The sequence below is a fragment of the Micromonospora sp. RTBAU3-60 genome, assembly GCF_054963695.1.
Window position 1 is genome coordinate 1 of sequence record NZ_JBUEGB010000068.1, and the last position, 26,808, is coordinate 26,808.

General features: G+C 72.2%; 24 protein-coding genes. 7 read left to right on the top strand and 17 right to left on the bottom strand.

The window, feature by feature from the left end:
• From ACY34I_RS33715 to ACY34I_RS33775, 13 genes are all read right to left on the bottom strand, one after another.
• Nucleotides 1-309 (bottom strand): helix-turn-helix domain-containing protein (locus tag ACY34I_RS33715; protein ID WP_462759218.1); only part of this gene is annotated, 309 nt, incomplete at its 3' end.
• Nucleotides 306-890: an IS607 family transposase gene (locus ACY34I_RS33720; protein WP_462759219.1), complete on the bottom strand. Its 585-nt coding sequence runs from the start codon at nt 888-890 to the stop codon at nt 306-308. The genes ACY34I_RS33715 and ACY34I_RS33720, both read right to left, overlap by 4 nt.
• A gap of 503 nt (nt 891-1,393) precedes the next feature.
• Nucleotides 1,394-2,047 (bottom strand): acVLRF1 family peptidyl-tRNA hydrolase, encoded by a 654-nt coding sequence (locus ACY34I_RS33725; RefSeq protein ID WP_462759220.1) that lies wholly within the window; start codon nt 2,045-2,047, stop codon nt 1,394-1,396.
• Between the two features lie 77 nt (nt 2,048-2,124).
• Entirely contained in the window at nt 2,125-5,826 is a 3,702-nt protein-coding gene (locus tag ACY34I_RS33730) for a M12 family metallo-peptidase (protein WP_462759221.1), read from the bottom strand.
• A gap of 367 nt (nt 5,827-6,193) precedes the next feature.
• Nucleotides 6,194-6,820 carry a LysE family transporter gene (locus tag ACY34I_RS33735; protein ID WP_462759222.1) on the bottom strand — a complete coding sequence of 209 codons (627 nt, stop codon included), beginning with the start codon at nt 6,818-6,820 and terminating at the stop codon, nt 6,194-6,196.
• Between the two features lie 340 nt (nt 6,821-7,160).
• A complete protein-coding gene (locus ACY34I_RS33740; protein ID WP_462759223.1) occupies nt 7,161-7,583 on the bottom strand; it encodes a metal-sulfur cluster assembly factor in 423 nt (140 codons plus the stop codon).
• A complete protein-coding gene (gene sufU / locus ACY34I_RS33745) occupies nt 7,580-8,056 on the bottom strand; it encodes a Fe-S cluster assembly sulfur transfer protein SufU (protein WP_462759224.1) in 477 nt (158 codons plus the stop codon). The genes ACY34I_RS33740 and sufU overlap by 4 nt, the downstream gene beginning before the upstream one ends.
• Nucleotides 8,056-9,360, bottom strand: a complete 1,305-nt coding sequence (locus ACY34I_RS33750; RefSeq protein WP_462759225.1) for a cysteine desulfurase — start codon at nt 9,358-9,360, stop codon at nt 8,056-8,058. Before ACY34I_RS33750 ends, sufU begins: the two co-directional genes overlap by 1 nt.
• 20 nt (nt 9,361-9,380) lie before the next feature.
• Nucleotides 9,381-10,154: a Fe-S cluster assembly ATPase SufC gene (sufC, locus tag ACY34I_RS33755; RefSeq protein ID WP_462759226.1), complete on the bottom strand. Its 774-nt coding sequence runs from the start codon at nt 10,152-10,154 to the stop codon at nt 9,381-9,383.
• Nucleotides 10,154-10,480 carry a non-heme iron oxygenase ferredoxin subunit gene (locus tag ACY34I_RS33760; RefSeq protein WP_073837971.1) on the bottom strand — a complete coding sequence of 109 codons (327 nt, stop codon included), beginning with the start codon at nt 10,478-10,480 and terminating at the stop codon, nt 10,154-10,156. Before ACY34I_RS33760 ends, sufC begins: the two co-directional genes overlap by 1 nt.
• Nucleotides 10,480-11,622, bottom strand: coding sequence for a Fe-S cluster assembly protein SufD (sufD, locus tag ACY34I_RS33765; RefSeq protein WP_462759227.1), 1,143 nt, complete (start codon nt 11,620-11,622; stop codon nt 10,480-10,482). The genes ACY34I_RS33760 and sufD overlap by 1 nt, the downstream gene beginning before the upstream one ends.
• A gap of 138 nt (nt 11,623-11,760) precedes the next feature.
• Entirely contained in the window at nt 11,761-13,191 is a 1,431-nt protein-coding gene (sufB, locus tag ACY34I_RS33770) for a Fe-S cluster assembly protein SufB (protein WP_148804515.1), read from the bottom strand.
• On the bottom strand, nt 13,188-13,958 hold the full coding sequence (locus ACY34I_RS33775; RefSeq protein WP_462759228.1) for a helix-turn-helix transcriptional regulator: 771 nt from the start codon (nt 13,956-13,958) through the stop codon (nt 13,188-13,190). Before ACY34I_RS33775 ends, sufB begins: the two co-directional genes overlap by 4 nt.
• A gap of 98 nt (nt 13,959-14,056) precedes the next feature.
• Here ACY34I_RS33775 and ACY34I_RS33780 point away from each other — a divergent pair, with 98 nt between their 5' ends.
• Nucleotides 14,057-15,019 (top strand): COX15/CtaA family protein, encoded by a 963-nt coding sequence (locus ACY34I_RS33780; protein WP_462759229.1) that lies wholly within the window; start codon nt 14,057-14,059, stop codon nt 15,017-15,019.
• A gap of 123 nt (nt 15,020-15,142) precedes the next feature.
• Here the strand turns inward: ACY34I_RS33780 and ACY34I_RS33785 are convergent, their stop codons facing one another.
• From ACY34I_RS33785 to ACY34I_RS33795, 3 genes are all read right to left on the bottom strand, one after another.
• Nucleotides 15,143-16,063, bottom strand: coding sequence for an ATP-grasp domain-containing protein (locus tag ACY34I_RS33785; protein WP_462759230.1), 921 nt, complete (start codon nt 16,061-16,063; stop codon nt 15,143-15,145).
• 7 nt (nt 16,064-16,070) lie between these two features.
• On the bottom strand, nt 16,071-16,403 hold the full coding sequence (locus ACY34I_RS33790) for a hypothetical protein (protein ID WP_148804511.1): 333 nt from the start codon (nt 16,401-16,403) through the stop codon (nt 16,071-16,073).
• Nucleotides 16,404-16,633: 230 nt separating this feature from the next.
• Nucleotides 16,634-17,593 carry a heme o synthase gene (locus tag ACY34I_RS33795; protein WP_462759231.1) on the bottom strand — a complete coding sequence of 320 codons (960 nt, stop codon included), beginning with the start codon at nt 17,591-17,593 and terminating at the stop codon, nt 16,634-16,636.
• A gap of 263 nt (nt 17,594-17,856) precedes the next feature.
• Between ACY34I_RS33795 and tkt the strand changes: the two genes are divergently transcribed.
• The 6 genes from tkt to pgl all read left to right on the top strand — a co-directional run bounded on the left by tkt (nt 17,857) and on the right by pgl (nt 26,304).
• Complete coding sequence (gene tkt, locus ACY34I_RS33800; RefSeq protein ID WP_462759232.1) at nt 17,857-19,995, top strand: transketolase; 2,139 nt, start codon at nt 17,857-17,859, stop codon at nt 19,993-19,995.
• Nucleotides 19,996-20,011: 16 nt separating this feature from the next.
• On the top strand, nt 20,012-21,193 hold the full coding sequence (gene tal, locus ACY34I_RS33805; protein WP_462759233.1) for a transaldolase: 1,182 nt from the start codon (nt 20,012-20,014) through the stop codon (nt 21,191-21,193).
• A gap of 15 nt (nt 21,194-21,208) precedes the next feature.
• On the top strand, nt 21,209-22,855 hold the full coding sequence (locus tag ACY34I_RS33810) for a glucose-6-phosphate isomerase (RefSeq protein WP_462759234.1): 1,647 nt from the start codon (nt 21,209-21,211) through the stop codon (nt 22,853-22,855).
• Between the two features lie 38 nt (nt 22,856-22,893).
• The gene (gene zwf / locus ACY34I_RS33815; protein ID WP_462759235.1) at nt 22,894-24,408 is read left to right on the top strand and encodes a glucose-6-phosphate dehydrogenase; all 1,515 of its coding nucleotides are present in this window, start codon (nt 22,894-22,896) and stop codon (nt 24,406-24,408) included.
• A gap of 22 nt (nt 24,409-24,430) precedes the next feature.
• A complete protein-coding gene (locus ACY34I_RS33820) occupies nt 24,431-25,447 on the top strand; it encodes a glucose-6-phosphate dehydrogenase assembly protein OpcA (RefSeq protein WP_462759236.1) in 1,017 nt (338 codons plus the stop codon).
• Nucleotides 25,448-25,533: 86 nt separating this feature from the next.
• Complete coding sequence (pgl, locus tag ACY34I_RS33825) at nt 25,534-26,304, top strand: 6-phosphogluconolactonase (protein WP_462759237.1); 771 nt, start codon at nt 25,534-25,536, stop codon at nt 26,302-26,304.
• 50 nt (nt 26,305-26,354) lie between these two features.
• Here the strand turns inward: pgl and ACY34I_RS33830 are convergent, their stop codons facing one another.
• The gene (locus ACY34I_RS33830) at nt 26,355-26,699 is read right to left on the bottom strand and encodes an RNA polymerase-binding protein RbpA (protein ID WP_462759238.1); all 345 of its coding nucleotides are present in this window, start codon (nt 26,697-26,699) and stop codon (nt 26,355-26,357) included.
• Nucleotides 26,700-26,808 lie beyond the last annotated feature (109 nt).

The window sequence follows — 26,808 nt, forward strand, 5'->3', positions numbered from 1 at the left end:
CCCCCGCGCGAGCGCGTCGAGGCCGGTGTTGAACGCCTCCTTGGAGCACTCCGGCCACCACGGCGCCACATCCGACTTCGCCTGGTTCCACGCCTTGCGCAACGCGGCGAGATTCCACCCGACGGCCGGGGTCAGCAGTTCCTCAGGTACACCGTAGGTGCGTTCGGCGGCGCGCTGGTCCATGACCGCCTTCACCCGGGCCAGGCCCCAGTTGTACGCCACTCTGGCCGCGCCGGCGTGGGTGAGCACGGCACGTTCCTGAGACGGCGTCAGGTCCAGAGCGAACCGGTAGGCCTGTATCACCTTCACGACGGCGGGTCCTGTGTGGTGGCGGCCTCGACCGCCCGGCGCACCCGATCCGCCGCAGCCCGACGGCCGTAGAGACGCGCGCACAACAAGGTCAAGATCTCCGTGACGTCCCGGACCAGATCGTCATCAACCTCGGCCGGGTCGACCACCAACAGCTTGCGGCCCTGCGCGGCCAGCGCCGCCTCGACGTACTCGGCGCCGAAGCGGGCGAACCTGTCGCGGTGTTCCACCACGATGGTCGTAACCGCCGGGTCGCGCAGCAGCGCGAGGAACTTCTTACGCTGCCCGTTCAGCGCGGACCCGACCTCGGTCACCACCTGCGACACCGGCAGGTCCTGCCCGGTCGCCCACGTGACGACCCGAGCGACCTGCCGGTCAAGGTCAGCACGCTGCTCGGCCGACGAGACCCGGGCGTACACCACCACCCGCTCGGCGCCAGCCGAGACAGCAGGCAGCGGCTCACCCACCATGATGAGCCGGCCCAACCGGTAAGTAGGAACCGGCAACGTCCCAGCCGCGTACTGCCGCCGCGCGGTGACATACGCGATGCCCTGAGACGCCGCCCACTCCTTCAAATTCACCCGATCACCATAGCACGCATAAGAACACTAGAGAACACCCAAGTCCGAGCAGTTGTTAACCCCCGCCGCGGGTGGGCAGTCGAGGGGGTCGCTCCAGGCGTGACACCGCGCTGGCCCACCTCAACCGGGCCGGCGACCAGGGCTGGCCTCCTCACCGACCGTCACATTCTGCAGTGGGGCCCCCAACCCCACGCGCCCCCTTTGCTCTGCAGCCACATGCGCAGCGGCCACGGTGGGTGAACGCTGCGTATGTGGCTGCAGAGCAAAGGGAGGGCGGCGGACCGTTCCGTCTGACCGGGGCGAAAGAGAAACAGCTGGTCAACCGACTCGGATCGGGGAGCCGGCAACCGAGCAAAATCGCACACTCGGTCACTCTGCGTGTCCAAGACCTGAACCGGAGGCCCGCCACGTTCTGTCACGATCCTGGGTAGACCGGGAGGCACCGCGAGGTCGCCAGGACATCGCCAGCCCGAGCAGGCCGGTGCGCCAGGTGCGTGGCCGGGTCAGTCGCGGTCGGGTTCGCGGACCAGGACGTGCACCGCGCGGGCCGCGGTGATCGCGTTGACCAGCACCGCGTGCCGGGGCTCGGGCACGTCGAGCAGCCGGTCGGCGCGCCGGGTGGCGAGCGGGGCCAGCCGGCGGTCGGCCAGCACGGTGTCCACCGCCCGGCGGTCACCGCCGCAGACCAGCGCGGCCAGGGTCGCCGCCTCCGGCAGCAGTAGCCGTACGGCCAGCTCCACCGCGTCGCCCAGGGCCGCCTTCGCCTGGTTTTCCCGTCGCCGGGCGAACCGCTGCTGCGACCAGCCACCCGCGGCGGTGCGGCCCTGCACGTATCGGGTGTCCACCTTGGAGACGATCAGCTCCGTCCCGTCGGCGACGCCGACCGCCACCGCGCCCTTGCGGGCCAGCAGCAGGCCGAGCCGCCGCGGTGCGCCGGCGGCGGCCACGAACCCGGGTACGTCGGCGCTCGGCGGGGCGCCGGGCGGGCGGTGCAATTCGGCGGTCGCGCCGTCCGGGGCGGCGAGCAGCAGCCCGTACCCCTGGACGGTGGTGGTGGGCGGGCCGTGCCGGTCGGCGAAGCGCTGGACCCAGCGGGCGACGCGGGTCGGGTCCAGCTCGACCCACCGGCCGCCGCCGGCCGCGGGTCGACTGCTCATGCGACGACGGTACGACACGGCGGGAAATGGGAACGCGGGAGGACACCGGCTCGGCGTCCTCCCGCGTTCTCCGTCGGTCAGTGGACGGTGAGGTTCCCGCCCGTCAGGCTGACCTCGGCGGTCCCGTTCCCCGTCCAGTCGGACGAGAAGAGCAGGGCGCCGCCGTGCCACAGGGTGACCGCGACGGTGTCATCCCGGCCGGGGGCGCCCCGGTCGGTCACCGTCACCGCCAGCGTGAGGCCGCTGGCCACTAGCTTGCCGTTGCTGTCGTACAGGCTGGCCTGGTAGCGCACCTGGGCGACCGTGCCGGCCGAGGTGACCCCGAGCCCGTCGACGGTGCCGGCCTTGATCGTGTAGGCCTTCCCGCCGGAGCGGAACTCGATCTGGGCGTTGCCGGAGGCGGCCTTCGTGGTCGTGGCGGGCTTCGCGGTCAGGTCCACCGCGACCTTCGAGTTCGCGTCGGCCGGGTACGCCCCCGCGGAGCGGGCGACGGTGAGCTCGCCGTCGCCGGTGAGGAACCCGCCGTCGGAGACGGCGACCGTCACCTGTGCGGTGGTGCTGCCCGTGTAGTGGCCGCCGACCGTCGCGGTGACGGTGTGCGTGCCCGCCGCCAGGCTGGCCTCGCACGCCGCGGACGCGCTGGTGGTCTCCGCGCCGAGCAGGTCCAGCACGCCGGTGCAGAGCGGCACGCCGCCCTCGGTGAAGGTGACCGTCGCGGTGCGGATGTCACCCGCGGTGGTGTCCGTCGCCGCAGGCAGCACCGAGCTGTCCTGCACGACGGCCCGCAGCAGGGCCGTGCCGGGGGCACCGCTGGTCGCGGTGGTCACCAGCGTGTCGCCGGCCCAGGTCGCCGCCGCGTCCTCGGCGGTGACCGCGATGGTGAACGAGGTGCTGCCGGCCAGGCCGGTCCCGTCGGACACCGTCACGGTGACCGGGTAGTCACCCGGGGCCGCCGTGGTGGTGCCGGTGACCGTCCAACTCCGGGTGCCGGGGCGGGCGTCCGCCGCGGAGGTGTCCGACACGGCCAGGGACAGGCCGGTGGGCAGCCCCGCGGCGGACGCGGTCAGCGCCGCGCCGGCGGTGTCACCGTCGGTCGCCGACACGGTGGCCGTCGGGGAGAGCGCGTCGCTGTACTGGACGCGGTCCCCGCTGGCCGGGGCGTCGTGGGAGACCACGGGGGCGGACCGGATGGTGAAGTCGGCGTCGTTGACATCGAAGAAGACGTTGCCGACCGCCTCGATCTTGATCCGGGCCTGCTTGGTCGCCACGTTCGGCAGCGTCACCGTGGCGGTGCCGGTGTTCGCCGTGTTCTCGGCCAGCACGTACGGGAAGGTCAGCCCGCCGTCGGCGGAGAGCGAGATCTTCACCTGGCCGGCGTTCACCGGCGCCGCGTCGGTGCCGGCCACGTCCCAGGTCACCGTCTGGGTCGAGCCACCGTCCAGGACGGCGGCGGTGTCCTGCGAGGTGACCAGGAACGGACCCGCGTTCGGCGCCAGCACCACCGCGACGTCGGCGCTGCCGACGCCGCCGCCGCCCAGTCGCCCGTCCCGGGCGGTGAGCTTGAAGTGCATGGTCCGGTCGTTGGTGAAGCCGACCCAGTCCCGGGTGGGCAGGAACTCGGAGTAGCAGTCGACGAGGTCGGCCGGCACGTTCGAGGCGCCCCCGGTGGGCGGCGGCGCCGGAGCGGCCGGGCAGGCGCCCGTCCTGGCGTTGGTGTTGCCCGCCAGGATCTGCTTCATGTCCGGGAACACCCGGGTCGAGTTGGTGGTCACCGCGTTCTGGCCCGGCGAGTGGTACTTGAGGGTGTCGCTCGGCGACACGTACGCCGCCTCGCCGAACACCCGGAACAGCGGTCCGTTGGTCTTGGTGTTGTTCACCAGCGCGGTGCCGGCGCTGCCGCCCCGGTCGTTCTGCTCCCACAGGTACGTCACCGTGTCGCCGTCGGCGTCGGTGGCGCTGCCGGTCAGCGCGAACGGGGTACGCACCGGGATGGTGACGGTGCCCGGCACGGTCACCACCGGCGCGTGGTTGGCGGTCTCCTCGACCAGGAAACCGCCGTTGTCGATGGCACCGCCCTTGGCCGTCTCACCGACGAAACCGGAGGCGTTGGTGAGCTCGAGCGACGCCACGTTGGTGGTGGCCAGCGTGCCGCCGAAGGTCACCTGGAACCCGGTGTCGTTCAGGGTGCCGCTGCCGCCGAAGGCGGCCACGGTGACGGTCGCGCCGGCCGGCCAGCCGGCGATCCCCTCGATGGTGGCCTTGATGCCGGTGGTGGTGTAGTTGGTCCCGCGCACGATCGGCGCCGAGTCGGTGCCGTTGTAGCGGATCGTGAACGAGTCGCCGTCGGTGTCGAAGCCGTACAGCGAGACGGTCTGCACCTCGTTGATCGCCGCGCGGCTCGACGTGACGTAGGTGGTGATCTCGGTGTAGCTGCGGTGCGACCAGTACGGGTCGCTGTGCGGCTGGAGGTTGTCCTGCTGGCAGATGCCGGCGTACGCCATGATGGACGACCCGCTACCCGGCTCGTACGAGTTGGCCGCGCTCCGGTTGCCGCCCGAGCAGTTGTACTGCGTGCCGTTGAAGGTGTGGTTGCCGGCGAACTGGTGGCCCATCTCGTGTGCCACGTAGTCCACCGCGTAGAAGTCGCCGATCGGCGTCGGCAGGCCGGTGCAGCCCTGGGCCTTGCTGTTGCCGCCGATCACGCCGAGGCTGGCCACGCCGCCGCCGTTGACGCCCAGGCCGATGTGGCCGACGTCGTAGTTGCTGGCACCGACGAGCTGGCCGAGCACGATCCGGTTACGGCTGAGCGTGCCGCCGCCGCACGAGCTGAGCTGCGCCGTGGTGAAGCAGGCCGCCGCGCCGCACGGGCCGTTCGGCTCGGTGGCCAGGGCGGGCGTGTTCAGGTTGGTCTTCGCGGTGTCGTTGATCAGGACGAGCCGGATCGCGGTCTCGTCCTCGTAGATCTGGGTGACCCGGTTCATCAGGGTTACCTTGGCGGCGGTGACGTTCTCCGCGCCGAAGAAGTTGGCGTAGGAGGGGTCGGTCACCAGCGCCACCCGGTAGGTGCGCAGCTTCACCAGCGGTCCGGCGGGGACCTCCGCCTGGGCCGCGGCCACCTCGTCCGCGAGCGCGTGCGCCGCCGACTCCACGTCCTCCCGCTCGACGAACTCGCCGTGCGGGTTCTCCAGGTCGCGGGCGAAGTAGCTCGCGTACAGGCTCTGGTCGAGGTGGTAGTAGGGGTCGATGTACCAGTTGCCGCTGGCCGAGCGAACCGAGGCGTGGAAGCCGAGCGGGGTGAGGTCCGCCCGGATGGTCGCGCTCGGGTCGTCCAGGCCCTTGCCGGCGTACGTGGTGATCTCGGGGTGCGCCGCGGCCAGGCCGGCCTCCATCACCGGCGAGTCCACCAGCTCGAAGCGCTGGAACGTCCCGTCGGGAGCGGGCAGCGACACCACCTGCCGTGCGGCGCGCGCCAGCCCGCGGCGCTGCTCCGCCGGAGCCTTGTCGAGCAGGCTCTGCATGCTGCTGCGGTCCAACGTGTACGCCGCCAGCCGCTCGGCGTTGACGGTGGCCTTCCGGCCCGCCTTGGTGGGCGTCGGCTGGCCGTCGACCTTGTGCCACGGACCGTTGCCGGACGGCGCGGCGGAGGCCGGCGCGGGTGCCGCGAGGACGGGAAGCGCCGCCGCGGCCAGCGCGGCGACCAGGAGGGCAGCGATCCGCCCGCGCCGCGACCGAGCGTTCGGTTCCGGATCGCGCGGCGGACGTACCAGAGTGATCCTCAAGTCGTCTCCCTGCTCAGTGGAGGGTGGAACCGGCCCGCGCACCGGGGGGTGACCGGGCGTACGCGGGTGATCCACAGATTGGTCAGAAACCCTAGGCGTACGACGGACTCCGAGCATCACCCGGAAAGCGGAGGTGGCTCTGCCAGGACGGCGTCCGGCGTCCGCCGGCCGGCAGGCATCGGCACAGGTCACCGTCGGCGCGGGCGGGTGCGACCGGCCCGACGACCGAACATCGGCCGTCGGAGATGGGAACGAGAATCGGGCGTTCGGCGGCCCGACCTGCCGATTCGACCGATGTCGTTGTCACAGATCCGCAGCGCTTCCGTCATGAGACTGTCATACTCAGCGTCGTCCAAGGTGGACGATCTCAGCCGCCGAGCAGAGTGGCGACGGCGAGCGCCGCTATGATGGCGCTGGACAGCAGTGCGGTGATCCGGCGCCCACGGGCACCGGTGAGCGCCCGGCCGATCAGCGTGCCGCCCCCGGCGATCAGCAACTGCCAACTGGCCGAGGCCAGAAAGGCGCCGAGGGTGAAGAGCACCGCGGCGCTCGTGCTCGAACCGCCCACGTCACTCCGGCCGAGGACCAGGGCCGCGAAGTAGACGATGGTGGCGGGGTTGAGCAGGGTCAGCGCGAGGATCGCGGTGAACGCCCGCACCGGGGTATCCAGGCCGCCCCGCCCGACGGCCGCCCGGGCCGGGCCGGTGGCGCGCAGCGCTCGCCAGGCTCCGTGCCCGGCGAGGGCGAGCAGCACCCCGGCGGCGACCCAGCGCAACGGTCCGCCGAACGGCGCGAGCCGCGCGGCCACCGCCGCGCCGCCGAGTGCCGCGACGGCGGCGTAGAGGCCATCGGCGGTGGCCACCCCGAACGCGGCCGCCGCACCGACCCGGAACCCGGTACGCGCGCTGAGCCCGAGGATGAGGATCGCGATCGCGCCGACCGGGATGGCGACGCCGTAGCCGGCGATCAGGCCGGCGAGGAACGCCCCGCTCACGACGGTCGGGGGCGGGTCGAGGCGGGCCGCGGCGCGGTGCGCTGTCGACGCGCGACAATCGCCGCGCGGACAGGAACCTGCTTCGGGTACGCCTCGATCACCCCGCCATGCTGCGCCCCGCTCCCCCGCCCCGCCACCGGGTTTCCCGCGCCCCGCCCCGCCCCGCCTGGATCGTGAGGCCACTACGTCCTGGATGTAGGGGCCGCACGATCACCGCGAGGCCACTGCATCCAGGATCGAGCGTGATCTTCAAGGGCGGCAGCCCGGCGGGGGTGCAGACGCGTCGAGCGCGGCACCCCTGAGGGATGCCGCGCTCGACGGGTGACCGGCGGAAGCCGGCTCAGACGTTGAAGCCGAGGGACCGGAGCTGGTCCCGGCCCTCGTCGGTGATCTTGTCAGGGCCCCACGGCGGCAGCCACACCCAGTTGATCCGGATGTCGTTGACCAGTCCGCCGCCCGGGCCCGTGGTCAGCGCCTGCCGGGCCTGGTCCTCGATCACGTCGGTGAGCGGGCAGGCCGCCGAGGTCAGCGTCATGTCCAGGGTGGCGACGTTCTCGTCGTCGACGTGGATGCCGTACACCAGGCCCAGGTCGACCACGTTGATGCCCAGCTCCGGGTCGACGACGTCCTTCATCGCCTCCTCGATGTCGGCGAGCGCGGCCTTGCCGCCGCCGGCCGGGGCGGCTCCGCCGGTGGCCGGCGTCGCCGCGCCGTCGGTCGCCACGGCGCCGGTCTCCGGCGTGGTGGTGTCCTCGCTGCTCATGCCTCTACCTCCGTCGGGCTCACGCCCACCCCGGCGCGTGCCGCGGCGTCCTTGAACGCCATCCACGACAGCAACGCACACTTCACCCGGGCCGGGTAGCGCGCGACACCCGCGAACGCCACCCCGTCACCGAGCACTTCCTCGTCCGGCGTGACCTGGCCACGCCCGGACATCAGCTCGACGAACGCCTCGTGCACCACGGCGGCGTCGTCCGCGGCCCGGCCGCGCAGCAGCTCGTGCAGCACGCTCGCCGACGCCTGGCTGATCGAGCAGCCCATTCCGTCGTACGAGATGTCGGTGAACACCTTGCCGTCGGTGGCCACCCGCACGGTGATCTCGTCGCCGCAGGTCGGGTTGACGTGGTGCGCCTCGCCGACCCGGGCGGCCGGGTCCGCCGTCTCCCGCAGGCCACGGCCGTGCGGGTGCTTGTAGTGGTCCAGGATGATCTCCTGGTAGAGCTGGTCGAGCTGCATCAGCCGAACACCTTCCGCACCTGCTCGAGACCGGCCACCAGCGCGTCGATCTCCTCCGTCGTGGTGTACAGGTAGAACGACGCCCGCGTCATGGCCGGCACACCGAATCGGGTGCACACCGGCTTCGCGCAGTGGTGCCCCACCCGCACCTGCACGCCGAGCGAGTCGAGCACCTGCCCGACGTCGTGCGGGTGCACGTCGCCGAGCGCGAACGAGATCGTCCCGCCCCGGCCGACCGGCACGTTCGGGCCGAAGATGCGCAGCCCCGGCACGGTGGCGAGGGCGTCCAGCGCGTACGCCGTCAGCTCCTTCTCGTGCCACTGGATCGCGCGCATGCCGATCCCGCTGAGGTAGTCCACCGCCGCGCCGAGCGCGACCGCCTCGGCGATCGGCGGGGTGCCCGCCTCGAACCGGGCCGGCGGCGCGGCGAACGTCGACCGCGCCATCGTCACGGTCTCGATCATCGACCCGCCGCCGAGCACCGGCGGCATCGCGGCCAGCAGCTCCGCCCGGCCCCAGAGCACGCCGATGCCGGTCGGGCCGCACATCTTGTGCCCCGTGAAGACGATGAAGTCGGCGTCGTAGTCGACCACGTCCATCGGCATGTGCGGCACCGACTGCGAGCAGTCCAGCAGCAGCAGCGCGCCCACCTCGCGGACCCGCTGGGTGATCCGCGCGGTGGCGTTGACCGTGCCGAGGATGTTGGAGGTGTGCACCAGCGAGACGATCTTCGTCCGCTCGGTGACCAGGTCATCCAGCCCCGACTCGTCCAGCCGGCCGTGGTCGGTGACCGGGAACCAGCGCAGCGTGGCACCGGTCCGCTCCGCCAGGAGCTGCCACGGGACGATGTTCGAGTGGTGCTCCATCTCGGAGATCACGATCTCGTCGCCGGGGCCGAGCCGGAACCGGGGGTCGGCGTCGGCCCGCGGCGAGGCGTTGGAGAACGCGTACGCCACCAGGTTGATCGCCTCGGTGGAGTTCTTGGTGAACACCACCTCGTCCACACTCGGCGCGTTGATGAACGCGGCGATCTTCGCCCGGGCCCCCTCGTACGCCTCGGTCGCCTCGGTGCCCAGGGTGTGCACCGAGCGCGACACGTTGGCGTTGTGCCGCGCGTAGTGCTCGGCGAGCACGTCGAGCACCTGCCGCGGCTTGTGCGAGGTGTTGGCGCTGTCGAGATAGACCAGCCGGTGCCCGTTGATCTCCCGGTCCAGGATCGGGAAGTCGGCGCGCACCGTGGCCACGTCGAAACGCGGCACGTCGTCGTACTGCGGCATCCCCTCCGGGATGGCGATGGTGGTCATCTCCGCGGCCCTTCCGGCTCTCAGGCCCGCGCCGAACCGGCCCCGGCGACGTACCGCTCGTAGCCCTCTTCCTCGAGCTTGTCGGCCAGCTCCGGGCCGCCCTGCTCGACGATCCGGCCGGCCACGAAGACGTGCACGAAGTCGGGCTTGATGTAGCGCAGGATCCGGGTGTAGTGGGTGATCAGCAGCAGGCCGGTGTCGCCGGTGTCGCGGACCCGGTTCACGCCCTCGCTGACCACGCGCAGCGCGTCCACGTCGAGGCCGGAGTCGGTCTCGTCGAGGATCGCCATCTTCGGCTTGAGCAGCTCCAGCTGCACGATCTCGTGCCGCTTCTTCTCGCCGCCGGAGAAGCCCTCGTTGACGTTGCGCTGGGCGAACGCCGGGTCCATCTGCAGCTTCTCCATGGCGCCGCGCAGCTCGCCGGCCCAGGTGCGCAGCTTCGGCGCCTCGCCGTCGATGGCGGTCTTGGCGGTACGCAGGAAGTTGGCCACCGAGACGCCCGGCACCTCGACCGGGTACTGCATGGCCAGGAACAGGCCGACGCGGGCCCGCTCGTCGACGGACATGGCCAGCACGTCCTCGCCGTCGAGGGTCACCGAGCCGCCGGTGATCTCGTACTTGGGGTGACCGGCGATCGAGTACGCCAGGGTCGACTTGCCGGAGCCGTTCGGGCCCATGATCGCGTGGGTCTCGCCCGACTTCACGGTCAGGTCGACTCCGTGCAGGATCGGCTTGAGCTCACCCTCGGGCAGCTTGACCGACACCTTCAGGTCGCGGATCTCCAGGGTGCTCATTATCGGGTCACTCCATTGCTCGGCGTCAGGCTGACGTAGATGTCGCCGTCGCGGACTTCGACGGGATAGACGGGAACGGGTTCGGTCGCGGGCAGCCCGGTGGGCTCACCGGTACGCAGGTCGAAACGGGATCCGTGCAGCCAGCATTCCAGCGTGCACCCCTCGATCTCGCCCTCGGAGAGGGCCACCGCGGCGTGCGAGCACTCGTCGTACACGGCGTAGAAGTTGTCGTCCTCGCCGTGCACGATCGCGATCTGGGTGCCGTCCACGTCGGCGCTGATCGCGGTGCCCTTCGGCACGTCCTCGGTCGCGCAGATCCTGATCATCAGACGCCGGCCTTGGTCAGCCGGGCCTCGATCGCGTCACCGAGCCGCTCGCGCAGCTCCTCGACCGGGATCTTGTTGATCAGCTCGGCGAAGAAGCCGCGCACCACCAGGCGGCGGGCCTCCTCCGCCGGGATGCCGCGGGCCATCAGGTAGAAGAGCTGCTCGTCGTCGAAGCGGCCGGTCGCGCTGGCGTGGCCGGCGCCGGCGATCTCGCCGGTCTCGATCTCCAGGTTGGGTACGGAGTCCGCGCGGGCACCGTCGGTGAGCAGCAGGTTCCGGTTGATCTCGTACGTGTCGGTGCCGGTCGCCTCGGCCCGGATCAGCACGTCACCGACCCAGACCGTGTGCGCGCTGTCGCCCTGCAGGGCACCGCGGTAGCCGACGTAGCTGCGGCAGTCCGGCACCGTGTGGTCGACCAGCTGCCGGTGCTCCAGGTGCTGGCCGGAGTCGGCGAAGTAGACGCCGTACAGCTCGGCCTCGCCGCCCCGGTCGCCGTACTCCACCGAGGTGTACTGCCGGACCAGGTCGCCGCCGAGGCTCACCTGGACGTGGATCACCTTGGCGTCGCGGCCCAGCCGCACCTTGAGGTGCTGCGCCTGGACGGCGTCGTCGGCCCAGTCGGCGACGGTGACCAGGGTCAGCTTCGCGCCGTCGGCCACGGCCACCTCGACGTTGTCGGCGAGGGTGGCGGAACCGGCGTGCTCCAGCACGAGGGTCACCTCGGCGAACCGGCCCACCTCGACGAAGGTGTGGCCGAAGGCGAGCGTGTCGGCGCCCTCGCCGACCACCCGCAGGCGCGCCGGCGCGGTCACCACCGCGTCCCGCGCGACCTGCACCAGCAGCGCCTGCCCGGCCCCGCCGTACGCCAGCGCGCTGACCCGGTCGAACGGGGTGAGCACGCTACCCACCCGCGGGTCGTCCGTGCCGATCCGGCTGACGGTGACGCCCTCGGGCAGGTCGGCGTACTCGTGGCGGACCGTGCCGGTCGCGGCCGGCGCCCCACCGGCCAGGCCGCGCAGGCGCTTGAGCGGGGTGAAACGCCACTCCTCCTCCAAGCCGGTGAGGGCCGGGAAGTCGGCGACGTCGTACGAGCGGAGCGCCTGCGACTTGGTGGCGGGCGGCGCGGAAGCCTGGGTAGTCATCTCTTCCTTGCTGTTCTGCGACGGCGGTGTTTCGTGCGGTGTCCGCGGACCGGCGCGACCGGCCCGCCGGGCGACCACTCCGGCGCGGCGCGGCTGCCGCCAGCGCCGCGACCCGGAGCGGTCGTCGGGTGGCCGGGGTCAGCCGACCGCGCCCTCCATCTGGAGCTCGATCAGGCGGTTGAGCTCCAGGGCGTACTCCATCGGCAGCTCCTTGGCGATCGGCTCGATGAAGCCGCGCACGATCATCGCCATCGCCTCGTCCTCGCTCAGGCCCCGGCTCATCAGGTAGAAGAGCTGGTCCTCGCTGACCTTGGAGACGGTCGCCTCGTGACCCATCGACACGTCGTCCTCGCGGATGTCGACGTACGGGTAGGTGTCCGAGCGGGAGATGGTGTCGACCAGCAGCGCGTCGCACTTGACGGTGCTCCGGCTGCTGTGCGAACCCTCCAGCACCTGCACCAGGCCGCGGTACGAGGTGCGGCCGCCGCCCCGGGCGATCGACTTCGACACGATGGTCGAGGAGGTGTGCGGCGCGGCGTGCACCATCTTGGCGCCGGCGTCCTGGTGCTGGCCCTCGCCGGCCATGGCCACCGAGAGCACCTCGCCCTTGGCGTGCTCGCCGGTCATGTAGACCGCCGGGTACTTCATGGTGACCTTGGAGCCGATGTTGCCGTCGATCCACTCCATGGTCGCGCCCTCGTGGCAGACGGCGCGCTTGGTGACCAGGTTGTAGACGTTGTTCGACCAGTTCTGGATGGTCGTGTAGCGGCAGCGGGCGTTCTTCTTGACGACGATCTCGACCACGGCGCTGTGCAGCGAGTCCGAGGAGTAGATGGGCGCGGTGCAGCCCTCGACGTAGTGCACGTACGCGCCCTCGTCGACGATGATCAGCGTCCGCTCGAACTGGCCCATGTTCTCCGTGTTGATCCGGAAGTAGGCCTGCAGCGGGATCTCCACGTGCACGCCCTTCGGCACGTAGATGAACGAGCCACCGGACCAGACGGAGGTGTTCAGCGCGGCGAACTTGTTGTCGCCGACCGGGATCACCGTGCCGAAGTACTCCTTGAACAGGTCCTCGTGCTCCTTGAGGGCAGTGTCGGTGTCGAGGAAGACGACACCCTGCTCCTCCAGGTCCTCACGGATCTTGTGGTAGACGACCTCGGACTCGTACTGCGCCGCGACACCGGCGATCAGCCGCTGCTTCTCCGCCTCGGGGATGCCCAGCTTGTCGTAGGTGTTCTTGATGTCCTCGGGCAGGTCCTCCCAGGAGGCGGCCTGCTTCTCGGTGGACCGGACGAAGTACTTAATGTTGTCGAAGTCGATCCCGGTGAGGTCGGCGCCCCAGGCCGGCATCGGCTTGCGCTCGAACAGCCGCAGGCCCTTCAGGCGCAGGTCGAGCATCCAGGCCGGCTCGTTCTTCTTCGCCGAGATGTCCCGCACCACCGCCTCGTTGAGGCCGCGCTGGGCGGACGCCCCGGCGACGTCGGGGTCGGCCCAGCCGTACTCGTAGCGACCGAGGGCGGCGAGCTGCTCCTCCTGGGTCAGGGGCTGGACGATCTGCTCGGTCATCTATCTGTCCTCACAGTGGTGACGGTGTTACCGGACGGAGAGCCCGCGCGCGGGCTCTGACGCGGCTGGGCCGGGATGTGCGTGGTGCACACCCCGTCGCCGTGCGCGATGGTGGCCAGGCGCTGCACGTGGGTGCCGACCAGACGGGAGATCACCGCCGTCTCGGCCTCGCACAGCTGCGGGAACTCGGCGGCCACGTGCGCCACCGGGCAGTGGTGCTGGCAGAGCTGGCCGCCGGAGGCGATCGTGGACGCGTTGGCAGCGTAGCCCTCGGCGGTCAGCGCCCCCGCGAGCGCCTCCGCCCGCGCGAGCGGGTCGTCGCCGGCGTCCTCCATCGCGGCCCGGCAGCGGGCCTCCAGCGCGGAGACCTGCTCGGCGGCGAACTCCTCGACCGCCTCCGGGCCGCCGGTGCGGGCGATCCAGCGCAGCGCGGCGGTGGCCATGTTGTCGTAGTGGTGGGTGCCGCAGCGCACCCGCCCCGCCTCGGTCAGCACGAAGACCTTCGCCGGGCGGCCCCGCCCCCGGCTGCCCCGGACGACCTGCTCCCGGGCGACCACGTCGCCGTCGGCGAGCATCGCGTCCAGGTGCCGGCGGATCGCCGCCGGGCTGAGCCCGAGCGCGGAGCCGAGCTGGGCGGCGGTGGTCGCGCCCCGCTCCAGCAGCAGCTGGGTGACCCGGTCGCGGGTGGAAAGATCGGTGGACGCGGTGGCGCCGGCGACCTGCCCGGTCGCCGGCTGGTGCCCGGAGAGGCCCGCCGCGTTTTTCACAACGCCAACGTTACGTAATTCGCCGGGGGCCCGCAAACCGGGTCCCCGGTGATCCCCACCACCGGGGTAACGGAGTCACCCGATCGGGGACCACTACGGTGCGTAGGATTCGCTCCGTGAAGCCTTCCGTCCGGTTCCCGGTCTCCCCCGCGCTGCTGCGCCGCCTCGCGTACACCTCGATCATCGCGAACGTGGCGATCGTGGTCACCGGCGGGGCGGTCCGGCTCACCGCCTCCGGGCTCGGCTGCCCCACCTGGCCCCGGTGCACCGACGAGTCGTACACCACCACGCCGGAGATGGGCGTGCACGGGGTGATCGAGTTCGGCAACCGGCTGCTCACCTTCGCGGTGGGCGTGATCGCGCTCGCCGTGGTGCTCGCCGTGCTGGCCCAGCGACCCCGCCGGCGCGGGCTGCTGCCGCTCGCGATCGGCGTGCTGTTCGGCATCCCCGCCCAGGCCGTGATCGGCGGGTTCACCGTGCTGACCAACCTCAACCCGTGGGTGGTCGGGCTGCACTTCCTCGCCTCGATGGTGGTGATCGCCGCCGCGTACGCCCTGTGGCGGCGCACCGGCGAGCCGGACGTGCCGGCCACGCCCACCGTGCCGGCGCCGCTGCGCACCCTCGCCCGGCTCACCACGATGGTGAGCGTGGCGGTGCTGGTGATCGGCACCTGGGTGACCGGCAGCGGCCCGCACGCCGGCGACCAGGGCGCGGCGCGCAACGGCCTCGACCCGGAGTCGATCTCGCAGGTGCACGCCGACGGGGTCTTCCTGCTGATCGGCCTCTCGATCGCGCTGGTCTTCGCGTTCCGCGCGGTGGGCGCCGAGCGGGCCACCCGGGCCGCCGTGGTGCTGGTCGCGGTCGAGCTGGGTCAGGGCCTGATCGGCTTCGTGCAGTACTTCACCCACCTGCCGGCGGTGCTGGTCGCCGCGCACATGCTCGGCTCCTGCCTGGTGCTGCTGGCCACCCTGGCCGTGCTCTGGTCGACCCGGGAGCGCCGCCCGCTCGCCCCGGCACCGCACGCCGACCGGGCCGCCGAGCCCGCCGTCGCCGCCGTCTGACCCGCACCTTCACGCCCCGCCCCAGATCCGCACAGCTGCACGAAAAGAGTGGCCTTCGGACGCACCGAGGCCACTCTTTTCGCGTATCGGGATGCTCGGGTGCCCGGCCCGGGTGGGGACGGGTCAGGGGCGGCGGGTGAGGTGGGTGGCGATCGCCTCGGCGAGGCGGTCGGGGGCGCCGTCGGCGTACCCGATGAACAGGCTCGGCTCGGTGAGCTCCAACTCGACCAGGACGGGCGATCCGTCCGGGCCCGGGATGAGGTCCACCCGGGCGTACAGCAGCCGTCCGGGGCCGCCGGGCAGCACGGCGAGGGTCTTCTCCGCCACGGCCAACTGCTCGGGCGTGGCCGTCCGCGACCTGATCTCCTCGCGCTTGTAGAGCTCCGCGACGCCCAGGTCCGGGCCGACCAGCATGGGGCCCTTGCGGATCGCGTGGCTGAACGCCAGGCCGCCCGGCCCGGCCAGGAAGAGCAGCGCGGTCTCCCCGGCGGTGTCCACCGCGTCCAGGTACGGCTGGACCATGGCGACCCGGCCGGCGTCGGAGAGCCGCCGCACGTGCGCCACGGCCAGTTCCCGGTGCTCGGGGTCGGCCAGGTCGTACCGGCCGGTGTCCTGGCTGCCGGCGCTGACCGCCGGCTTGATCACGTACTCGCCGGTGTCGGCGGACGGCGTCCAGTCCCGCCCGGGCTCGACCCAGGTGGTCGGCACGGTCGGCACGCCGGCGGCGGACAGCTCGGCCAGGTAGCGCTTGTCGGTGTTCCAGGCGACCACGTCGGCCGGATTGACCAGGCGCGGGACGGTCTGCGCCCAGGCGACGAACTCGTCGCGGCGCAGCGCGTAGTCCCACGGCGAGCGGAGCACGACCAGGTCGTACGCCGACCAGTCGACGGTCGGGTCGTCCCAGACCACCGCCTCGGCGGTGATGCCGCGTGCGGCCAGCGGGCCGAGCACGAGCCGGTCGTCCGGGTCGAGGTCGGTGAGTGCGGTGCAGGTGACGAGAGCGACCCGGGGTTCCCCCCGGGTCGACTGGTGGTGGTGGGTCATCTATTTGTCAACGGGCCATCGTGCGCCGGGCCATCGACCGCCAGAGGTCGTTGCTCGGACGCATCTGGTCCATCAGTTCACGCTCCCAGGCGTTCTCGACGGCGACCCCGGCCTTGGCGCAGGCCTGCCGCGCTACGTCGGTGCCGTCGGCGAACTGGTCGGCCCACGCCCCGTCCTCACCCACGAGGACGATCCGCGCGCCACGCTTGCCGACGTACTCGATGACCGCCTTCGCCCCGCCGTGCCCGGCGGCGAACGACCTGATGCCCGCGACCAGGCCGTTGGGGGCCTGCTCGGCGGTCTGTTCAGCCGTCAGCGTCGTATCGGAACCATCTGCCATGACGCGAAGCCTAAGCAGACTTCCACCCACATGTGCGAGAACGATGAACCAATTGTGATGCCAATTACCTACGGGTTTAAGGAAGACCACAGGTAATTCGCCCGGACATGTCGGATAAGGCAGGACGAAGCCGGCAGGCGAAATCGCCCTGGTCTGTCCCGGTTGGGCAGGCCCCGTCGAACCCGAAAAAAAATTCTGGAAAAAATCCGACGCATGTCCTCGCGGACGGGTCAGAGCAGGGCGTCGAGCGCGACGGCGGCGAAGAGGACGGTCAGGTAGGTGGTGGACCAGTGGAACAGCCGCATCGGCTTGACCGCCTCGCCCCGCGCCCCGCGGCGGCACAGCTTGTGCGCCTCGACCACGAAGACGCCACCGACGACCAGCGCGGTCACCCCGTAGATCGGGCTCATCCCGAGCGGCCAGACCGCCAGCGAGGACAGCAGGGTCAGCCAGGAGAAGATCAGGATCTCCGCGTTCACCCGGCGGACCGAGGCCACCACCGGCAGCATCGGGATGCCGGCCCGGGCGTAGTCGGCCTTGTACTTGATCGCCAGCGCGTAGAAGTGCGGCATCTGCCAGAAGAAGACCACCGCGAACAGCCCCCACGCGGCGGGCGCCAGCGACCCGGTGACCGCGGCCCAGCCGATCAGCACCGGCGCGGCCCCGCAGGCGCCACCCCAGAACGTGTTGGCCGCCGTGGTCCGCTTGAGCCAGAGCGTGTAGACCAGGTCGTAGTAGGCGATCGCGGCCAGGGTCAGCCCGGCCGCCAGCCAGTTGGTGAACGCGGCCATCAGCGCGACCGAGATCACGCCGAGCACCAGGCCGAAGATCAGCGCGCTGCGCGGCGACACCGTGTGCGCGGGCAGCGGCCGGCGCTTGGTACGCCGCATCAACTGGTCGATGTCCCGGTCGATGTAGCAGTTGAGCACGCTGGCCGCGCCGGCGGCGAGCGAGCCACCGACCAGCACCACGGCCACCAGCCAGAGCGAGGGCATCCCCCCGTCCGCGAGCATCATCGCCGGCACGGTGGTGACCAGCAGCAGCTCGACGATCCGCGGCTTGGTCAGGGCGACGTACGCGGCGAGCACGGCCCGCACGTCCCGCCGACCGCTCGCCGCCGCCTCCGTCACCGTGCGCACCGGCGGCTGCCCGGCAGAGTCGCTGACGGGGCGCTCGGTGACCATGCTCACGGATTGCCACCTTCCGGCTTTTGGCGGGGGAGGTCGGTCGGCCCGGACCCGTCGGGTCCACACACCGACCCACAGACTACGCGTCGTCGTTTTGGCTGCCCCGGAGACCCGACAACGGTGCGGGCCGTCACAGTCCGCGGTGCACGACCGATCCGGTCGGAGGAGCACAGAAGAGCATGCAGAGATCCCCGGGCGTACGTTTAGGACCGCTCGATAGGGTCATCACCGAGGGTTCCGCCCATCTGCCGAGGAGCACAACCAACGTGGCTGCCAACCGACCCGAGCTTCCCGCTCTCAACTGGTCCGACCTCGACCGCAGGGCCGTCGACACGGTCCGCGTGCTGGCCATGGACGCCGTGGAGAAATCCGGCAACGGCCACCCGGGCACGGCGATGAGCCTCGCCCCGGCGGCGTACCTGCTCTTCAACCGGGTCATGCGGCACAACCCGGCCGACCCGAACTGGCCCGGCCGGGACCGGTTCGTCCTCTCCGCCGGGCACTCCAGCCTGACGCTCTACATCCAGCTCTTCCTCTCCGGCTATCCGCTGGCCCTGGACGACCTCAAGGCGCTGCGCCAGTGGGGCTCGCTCACCCCGGGTCACCCCGAGCACGGGCACACCCCGGGCGTGGAGACCACCACCGGCCCGCTCGGCCAAGGCCTCGGCAACGCCGTCGGCATGGCGATGGCGGCGCGCCGCGAGCGGGGCCTGTTCGACCCCGAGTCGGAGGCCGGTGACTCCCCCTTCGACCACGACATCTGGTGCATCGCCTCCGACGGTGACATCGAGGAGGGCATCACCCACGAGGCCAGCGCGCTCGCCGGCCACCAGCAGCTCGGCAACCTCTGCGTGATCTACGACGACAACGAGATCTCGATCGAGGACGACACCCGCATCGCCAAGAGCGAGGACGTGGCGGCCCGCTACGAGGCGTACGGCTGGCACGTGCAGACGGTCGACTGGCGCCGCGGAGACGCCGACCAGGGCGACTACCACGAGGACGTGCCGGCGCTCCACCAGGCGCTGCTGGCCGCCAAGGCGGAGACCACCCGCCCCTCCTTCATCGCGCTGCGCACCATCATCGGCTGGCCCGCGCCCAACAAGAAGAACACCGGCAAGATCCACGGTTCGGCTCTCGGCGCCGACGAGGTAAAGGCCACCAAGGAGATCCTGGGCTTCGACCCGCAGCGGACCTTCCAGGTCGACGAGGACGTGCTGGACCACGCCCGCCAGGTGATGGCGCGGGGCGCCGCGGCGCAGGCCGAGTGGACCACGGCGTTCGAAGGCTGGGCGAAGGCGAACCCGGAACGCAAGGCGCTCTGGGACCGGCTGGCCGCCCGGCAGCTCCCCCAGGGCTGGGCCGACGCGCTGCCCACCTTCCCGGCCGACGCCAAGGGCATCGCCACCCGGGCCGCCTCCGGCAAGGTCCTGGAGGCCCTCGCCCCGGTCCTGCCGGAGCTCTGGGGCGGCTCGGCCGACCTGGCCGAGAGCAACAACACCACCATGAAGGGCGAGCCGTCCTTCATCCCCGCGGTGCACGCGACGAAGGACTTCCCGGGCCACGAGTACGGCCGCACCCTGCACTTCGGCATCCGCGAGCACGGCATGGGCGCCATCCTCAACGGCATCGCCCTGCACGGCGGCACCCGCCCGTACGGCGGCACGTTCCTGGTGTTCAGCGACTACATGCGCCCCTCGGTGCGGCTCGCCGCGTTGATGAAGCTGCCCGTGGTCTACGTCTGGACGCACGACTCGATCGGCCTCGGCGAGGACGGCCCGACCCACCAGCCGGTGGAGCACCTGACCGCGCTGCGCGCCATCCCCGGCCTGGACGTGGTCCGCCCGGCCGACGCCAACGAGACCGCGTGGGCGTGGCGGCAGGCGCTGGAGCACACCGACCGACCGACCGCGCTGGCGCTCAGCCGGCAGCCGCTGCCGACCTTCGACCGCACCGAACTGGCCGGCGCCGACGGCGCGGCCAAGGGCGGTTACGTGCTGGCCGAAGCCTCGACCGGCAGGCCGCAGGTGATCCTCGTCGGCACCGGGTCCGAGGTGCAGCTCTGCCTGACCGCCCGGGAGCGGCTGGAGGCCGACGGCACCCCCACCCGGGTCGTCTCCATGCCCTGCCAGGAGTGGTTCTTCGCGCAGGACGAGGCGTACCGGGAGTCGGTCCTGCCACGCGGGGTAAAGGCACGGGTGAGCGTGGAGGCGGGTATCGCCATGTCCTGGCGGGCGATCGTCGGCGACTGCGGCGAGAGCGTGAGCCTGGAGCACTACGGGGCGAGCGCCCCGCACACCGTGCTGTTCGAACAGTTCGGGTTCACCCCCGACCGGATCGTGGCCGCCGCGCACGCGGCAATGACCCGGGTGGGCGACATCACCGGTAACCCGACCGGCAACTGAGGGGAGCGTGGACGGCATGACGGACCGGCTGGGCGAGCTGAGCGCCGCGGGTGTGGCGATCTGGCTCGACGATCTTTCCCGGGTACGACTGAGCTCCGGCGGGCTGGACCAGCTCCGCCGGGAGAAGCACCTGGTCGGGGTGACATCCAACCCGACCATCTTCGCCAAGGCGCTGAGCGCCGCGGACGAGTACAACTGGCAGCTGAAGGACCTGGCCATCCGTGGCGTGGACGTCGAAGAGGCGGTCCGCATGCTCACCACGTACGACGTGCGGTGGGCCTGCGACGTGATGCGCCCGGCGTACGACGCCAGCGCGGGCGTGGACGGCCGGGTCTCCATCGAGGTGGACCCGCGGCTGGCCCACGAGACGGAGAAGACCGTCGCCGAGGCCGGGGCGCTGTGGTGGCTGATCGACCGGCCCAACCTCTTCATCAAGATCCCGGCCACCGAGGCGGGGCTGCCGGCGATCACCGCGACCCTGGCCCAGGGGATCAGCGTCAACGTGACCCTGATCTTCGGCCTGGACCGGTACTCGCAGGTGATGGAGGCGTTCCTGGCCGGCCTGGAGCAGGCGAAGGCGAACGGGCACGACCTGTCCCGGATCGGCTCGGTCGCGTCGTTCTTCGTCTCCCGGGTCGACAGCGAGGTGGACAAGCGGCTGGAGAAGATCGGCTCTGCCGAGGCCAAGGCGCTGCGCGGCAAGGCCGCCATCGCCAACGCCCGGCTCGCGTACGAGCGGTACTGCGAGGTCTTCGCCTCCGACCGGTGGCAGGCCCTCGCCGACGCCGGCGCCCACCCGCAGCGCCCCCTCTGGGCGTCCACCTCGACGAAGAACCCGGACTACCGGGACGTCATGTACGTCGAGGAGCTGATCGCCCCCGGCACGGTGAACACCATGCCGGAGCCGACCATCCACGCCTTCGCCGACCACGGCGAACTCCGGGGCGGCGACACCGTCACCGGCTGCTACGACGACGCCCGCAAGGTCTTCGCCGACCTGCAGGCGGTCGGCGTGGACATGGCCGACGTGGTCGCCGTCCTCGAGCGGGAGGGCGTGGAGAAGTTCGAGGCGAGCTGGGTGGAACTGCTCGACGGGGTGAAGAAGTCCCTCACCGAGGCGGCCAAGGGCACCGGGCATCCGGGCAAGGCCGCCAAGGGCAGCGCGACGGCGGCCGAGCGGGCCGGGGGCAACGCGTGACGAACGGCGCCCGCCGTGAGTGACCTGCTGGCCAGCCCGGCGGACATCGCCGCCGGGCTGGCCGTACACGGCGCGGACCCGGTCGACCGGTCCGCGCCGGCGTCGGTGCGCGCGGCCCTGGTCGCCCGGGACGTCCCCGCCCGGCTCGCCGCGAAGGACCCGACCCTGTGGGGCCCCGACGCGGAGGCGACGGCGCGGGTCCGGCTCGGCTGGCTGGACACCCACCACCGCAGCCGGGAGCTCCTCCCCCAGCTCGCCGAGCTGACCGACGAACTGGCCGACCTCGACCACGTGGTGCTCGCCGGGATGGGCGGCTCGTCGCTCGCCCCCGAGGTGATCGCCCGTACCCTCGGCCGGCCGCTCACCGTGCTGGACACCACCGACCCCGGCCAGGTCCGGGCGGCCCTGGCCGACCGGCTGGAGCGGACCGTGGTGGTGATCTCCAGCAAGTCCGGCACGACCGTCGAGACCGACAGCCACCGACGGGCGTACTGGCAGGCGTTCCTCGACGCCGGGATGACCGAGGCGGAGGCGGCGCGGCACTTCGTGGTGGTCACCGACCCGGGTTCGCCGCTGGCGGCGACCGCGGCGGAGGCGGGGCTGGTCACCATCCCCGCCGACCCCGAGGTGGGCGGGCGATACTCGGCGCTCACCGCGTTCGGGCTGGTCCCCTCGGCGCTGGCCGGGGTACCGGTGGCCGACCTGCTCGACGACGCCGACGCGCTCGCCGGGTCGCTGGGCCGGGACCGGGACAACCCCGGGCTGGCCCTCGGCGCCGCCCTCGGCGCGGCAGCCACCACCGGCCGGGACGTGATCGCCCTGACCTCCGACGGCACCGGCGTCGACGGGCTGGGTGACTGGGTCGAACAACTGCTCGCCGAGTCGACCGGCAAGGCGGGCGTGGGCCTGCTGCCGGTGGTGGTGGAGGCCCCGGACGCCCCCGGCGCCACCGGCCCGGACGTGCTCACCGTCAGCTACGGCGGCGCGCTCAGCCCCGGGGTGGCGCCCGGCGCCGGCAGCGCGGACGTGGCGGTCAACGGCCCCCTCGGCGCCCAGTTCCTGACCTGGGAGTACGCCACCGCGATCGCCGGGGAGGTGCTGGGGGTCGACCCGTTCGACCAGCCCGACGTCGCCGAGAGCAAGGAACACACCGCGCGCCTGCTCGCCGCCGGACCGCCGGCGGAGGCGCCGTCGTTCACCGAGGGCTCCATCGAGGTGTACGCCCCGCCCGGCGCGCCGGCCGACCTGGCCGCGATGCTGCGCCGACTGCTCGACGGGCTGGGCGAGGACGGGTACCTGGCGGTGACGGCGTACCTGGACCGGCGCGGTGACGCGGCGGCGGCCGGGCTGCGACCCGTGCTGGCCCGGGCGACCCGCCGCCCGGTGACCTTCGGGTGGGGCCCGCGCTACCTGCACTCCACCGGGCAGTACCACAAGGGCGGCCGGCCGGTCGGGAGCTACCTTCAGGTGACCGGCGCGGTCATCGACGACCTACCGGTGCCCGGCCGCCCGTACACCTTCGGGGAGCTTCAGGCGGCCCAGGCCGCCGGCGACCGGCAGGCCCTGGCCAACCGGGGGCGGCCGGTGCTGCGACTGCACCTGACCGAGCGGGCGACGGGCATCGCCCAGCTACTGGATGCGGCCGGACGGACACGGACGTGACGATGGATGATGTGACATCAGCGGAGCGAGGAGGCGGCATGAACCCGCTGCGCGACCCTCAGGACCGGCGGCTGCCGAGGATCCCGGAGCCATGCGCTCTGGTGATCTTCGGGGTGACCGGTGACCTGGCCCGCAAGAAGCTGTTGCCGGCGGTCTACGACCTGGCCAACCGGGGGCTGCTGCCGCCCGGTTTCGTGGTCCTGGGCTTCGCCCGGCGCGACTGGGGCGACGGCGACTTCGAGTCGCTGGCCTACGAGGCGGCGAAGAAGCACGCCCGCACCCCGTGGCGGGAGGAGGTGTGGGCGCGGCTGGCCGGGCACATCAAGTTCGTCGGCGGCTCGTTCGACGACGACACCGCGTTCGACCAGCTCGCCGACACCATGGACGAGCTGCGCGACTCGCACGGCATCCCCGGCAACGCCGCCTTCTACTTCTCCATCCCCCCGGCGGCCTTCCCCGTGGTGCTCAAGCAGCTCGCCCGTACCGGCATGGCGGACAACGCCAAGTCGGGCGGCTGGCGGCGGGTGGTGGTGGAGAAGCCGTTCGGCCACGACCTGCCCTCGGCGAAGGCGCTCAACGACCTGGTCGACGACGTATTCACCCGCCAGGACGTCTTCCGGATCGACCACTACCTGGGCAAGGAGACGGTCCAGAACATCCTCGCCCTGCGATTCGCCAACAACCTCTTCGAGCCCCTGTGGAACTCGAAGTACGTCGACTCGGTGCAGATCACCATGGCCGAGGACGTCGGCATCGGCACCCGGGCCGGGTTCTACGACTCGGCCGGGGCGGCCCGGGACGTGTTGCAGAACCACCTGCTCCAGCTCCTCGCCCTGGTGGCCATGGAGGAGCCGACCAGCTTCGACGCCGACGAGATCCGGACCGAGAAGCTGAAGGTGCTCAAGGCCATCACGGTGCCGAAGGACGTGGCCCGGGACACCGTCCGCGGCCAGTACCTGCCCGGCTGGGTGGGCGGCGAACGCGCCCTCGGCTACCTGGAGGAGAAGGGCGTCCCGCCGGACTCCACCACCGAGACGTACGTGGCGGTGAAGCTCGGCATCCAGAACCGGCGGTGGGCGGGGGTGCCGTTCTACATCCGGGCCGGCAAGCGACTGCCCCGGCGGGTCACCGAGGTGGCCATCATCTTCAAGAAGGCGCCGCACCTGCCGTTCAACCCGGCGGACGTGGAGTCGCTCGGCAGCAACCAGCTCGTCATCCGGGTCCAGCCGGACGAGGGCGTGGTGCTGAAGTTCGGCTCGAAGGTACCGGGCACCGCCATGGAGGTCCGGGACATCGCGATGGACTTCCAGTACGGCGAGGCGTTCACCGAGTCCAGCCCCGAGGCGTACGAGCGGCTGGTACTGGACGTGCTGATCGGCGACCGGACGCTGTTCCCGGACGCCGCCGAGGTGGAGCAGAGCTGGCAGGTGATCGACCCGATGGAGCGCGCCTGGGCGGACACCAAGCCCGAGGCGTACCGGGCCGGCGAGTGGGGGCCGCGGGCGGCGGACGAGATGCTGGCCCGCGACGGCCGATCCTGGCGGCGGGCATGACCGAGCAGACCGGGAGGATCCGTTGATCGGGCTGTGGGACACCACCGGCAACGAGGTGGTCAAGGCGCTCGCCGCCGAGCGGCGCAGCGCGGGCGGAGTGGCCAGCGGCATGGCGCTGAGCCTGATCGTGGTGGTGGACGAGAAGCGGGTCCGGGAGGCGGAGGCGGCGGCGACCATAGCGGCCGCCGCCCACCCGTGCCGGCTGCTCGTGGTGGTCCGCTCCGACGTCGAGCGGGACCGCAACCGCCTGGACGCGGAGATCGTCGTCGGCGGCCGGCTCGGCCCGTGCGAGGCGGTGGTGATGCGGATGTACGGCCGGCTCGCGCTGCACGCCGAGTCGGTGGTGCTGCCGCTGCTGGTGCCGGACGTACCGGTGGTGACCTGGTGGCACGGCGAGCCGCCGGAGGAGATCGCCACCGACTACCTCGGTGTGGTGGCCGACCGGCGGATCACCGACGCGGCGCAGGCCGCCGACCCGGTCGCCGCGCTGCGGCAGCGCGCCGTGGACTACGCCCCCGGCGACACCGACCTGGCCTGGACCCGGATCACCCCGTGGCGCACCCTGGTGGCCGGGGCGTTCGACACCGCCCAGGCCAAGGTCACCGAGGCGGCCGTGGTGGCGCCCGGGTCCGACCCCACGGCGGCGCTGATGCGCGGCTGGCTAGGGTCACGGCTCGGCATCGACCCGGCCTGGCTGCGCACCGACGAATTCCCGCGGATGCGGGAGGTGCAGCTGCGCTGCGCCAACGGCGACCAGCTGACGCTGACCCGGGACGACAACATGGCGACCTTCCGGCGTACCGGCCAGGAGGACCGGACGCTGCCGCTGGTCCGCCGCCCGCTCGGCGACGAGCTGGCCGAGGAGCTGCGCCGCCTCGACGCCGACCAGGTGTACGCGGAGGCGCTCGGCGCCACCGCCGGCATCTCCGGGCTGGAGGACCGTCCGAGCCAGCGGGTGCACGTGTGGAAGGACCCGGCGACCGCCCAGCGGGCCGAGGCCGGGATCACCGCGCACGCCGGCGCCACCGCCCACGAGTGAACGGACCGCGGGCGGCACGGGCCGCCCGACGGTTCGGACAGCACCGGTGACCGCCGCGGGGCGGTCGGAGCACGAAGGCACGATGGATGAGTGAGGCGAGTGTCGCCGTACACGCCGACGCCGACCTGCTGGCGCAGGCGGTGGCGGCCCGGTTGGTGGTGAAGCTGCTCGACGCGCAGGCGGAACGGGGCCAGGCGTCGGTGGTGCTGACCGGCGGGCGGATCGCCGCGGCGGTCTACCGGGCGGTGGCGGAGCTGCCGGCCCGGGACGCCGTCGACTGGTCCCGGGTCGACGTCTGGTGGGGCGACGAGCGGTTCCTGCCGGCCGGTGACCCCGAGCGCAACGAGACGCAGGCCCGGTCGGCGCTGCTGGACGTGGTGCCGCTGGATCCGGCGCGGATCCATCCGATGCCGCCCTCCGACGGGCCGGCCGGCAACGACCCGGAGGCGGCCGCCGCCGGTTACGCGCAGGAACTGGCCCGGGCGGCCCGGCCCGGCACCGCCGCGCTCCCCCACTTCGACGTGCTGATGCTCGGCGTGGGCGAGGACGGGCACGTGGCGTCGGTCTTCCCGGAGCACCCCGTGCACCACGACACCCGGCCGGTCAGCGCCGTACGCGGCAGCCCGAAGCCGCCGCCGGTGCGGATCACGCTGACCCTGCCGGCGATCAACACGGCCGAGGAGGTCTGGCTGGTGGCCGCCGGCGCGGACAAGGCCCGGGCGGTGGGCATGGCCCTCGCCGGGGCCGGTCCGGTGCAGCTTCCCGCGGCCGGGGTGCACGGGGTGTCCCGTACCCTCTGGCTGCTCGACCGGGCAGCGGCGGCCGACGTGCCGCCCCGCCTGCGCAGCCTCCGCTGAGGTGTAAGGACGGGCCTGCCCGACCACTGGGGGCGACGCGCCGACCCCGGTCAGGCCCCGTCGCGGCGGCGGCGTAGCGCGTCGAGGGCCTCGGCGAGGAGGGCCTCCCCCTGCTCCGGGGTGCGCCGCTCCTGCACGTACGCCAGGTGGGTCTTGTAGGGCTCCGAGCGCGGCCGGCCGGGCGGGTTCCCCGGGTCCGGGCCGGCGAGCTGGCCGCAGCGGGGACAGTCCCAGGCCTCCGGCGCCTCCGCCTCGGCGGCGATGAGGAACTGGACCTCATGGGCGTTGCCGCACCAGTAGGTGACCGGCCGGCGCGGGGCCGGCTCGTACCGCTGGTCGAAACGCTCGGGGACGGACCCGGTCCGGGTGCCGCGGATCACGTGGTCACTGGGCACGGCTGCTGGCTCCTGTCGTCGGAGGGGACCGCCGCTCGGGGTGGGCGGCGGGCGACGCGGTGCAGCGGAAACAAAACTGCGCGCGGTCCGTGACGGACCGCGCGCAGAT

Bases quoted from the DNA above. Each gene is read 5' to 3' on its own strand.
- ACY34I_RS33725 (WP_462759220.1), bottom strand. From the start codon at position 2,047: ATGAGCAGTCGACCCGCGGCCGGCGGCGGCCGGTGGGTCGAGCTGGAC.
- ACY34I_RS33740 (WP_462759223.1), bottom strand. From the start codon at position 7,583: ATGAGCAGCGAGGACACCACCACGCCGGAGACCGGCGCCGTGGCGACC.
- sufU (WP_462759224.1), bottom strand. From the start codon at position 8,056: ATGCAGCTCGACCAGCTCTACCAGGAGATCATCCTGGACCACTACAAG.
- ACY34I_RS33750 (WP_462759225.1), bottom strand. From the start codon at position 9,360: ATGACCACCATCGCCATCCCGGAGGGGATGCCGCAGTACGACGACGTG.
- sufC (WP_462759226.1), bottom strand. From the start codon at position 10,154: ATGAGCACCCTGGAGATCCGCGACCTGAAGGTGTCGGTCAAGCTGCCC.
- ACY34I_RS33760 (WP_073837971.1), bottom strand. From the start codon at position 10,480: ATGATCAGGATCTGCGCGACCGAGGACGTGCCGAAGGGCACCGCGATC.
- sufD (WP_462759227.1), bottom strand. From the start codon at position 11,622: ATGACTACCCAGGCTTCCGCGCCGCCCGCCACCAAGTCGCAGGCGCTC.
- sufB (WP_148804515.1), bottom strand. From the start codon at position 13,191: ATGACCGAGCAGATCGTCCAGCCCCTGACCCAGGAGGAGCAGCTCGCC.
- ACY34I_RS33785 (WP_462759230.1), bottom strand. From the start codon at position 16,063: ATGACCCACCACCACCAGTCGACCCGGGGGGAACCCCGGGTCGCTCTC.
- ACY34I_RS33790 (WP_148804511.1), bottom strand. From the start codon at position 16,403: ATGGCAGATGGTTCCGATACGACGCTGACGGCTGAACAGACCGCCGAG.
- tal (WP_462759233.1), top strand. From the start codon at position 20,012: ATGACGGACCGGCTGGGCGAGCTGAGCGCCGCGGGTGTGGCGATCTGG.
- zwf (WP_462759235.1), top strand. From the start codon at position 22,894: ATGAACCCGCTGCGCGACCCTCAGGACCGGCGGCTGCCGAGGATCCCG.
- pgl (WP_462759237.1), top strand. From the start codon at position 25,534: ATGAGTGAGGCGAGTGTCGCCGTACACGCCGACGCCGACCTGCTGGCG.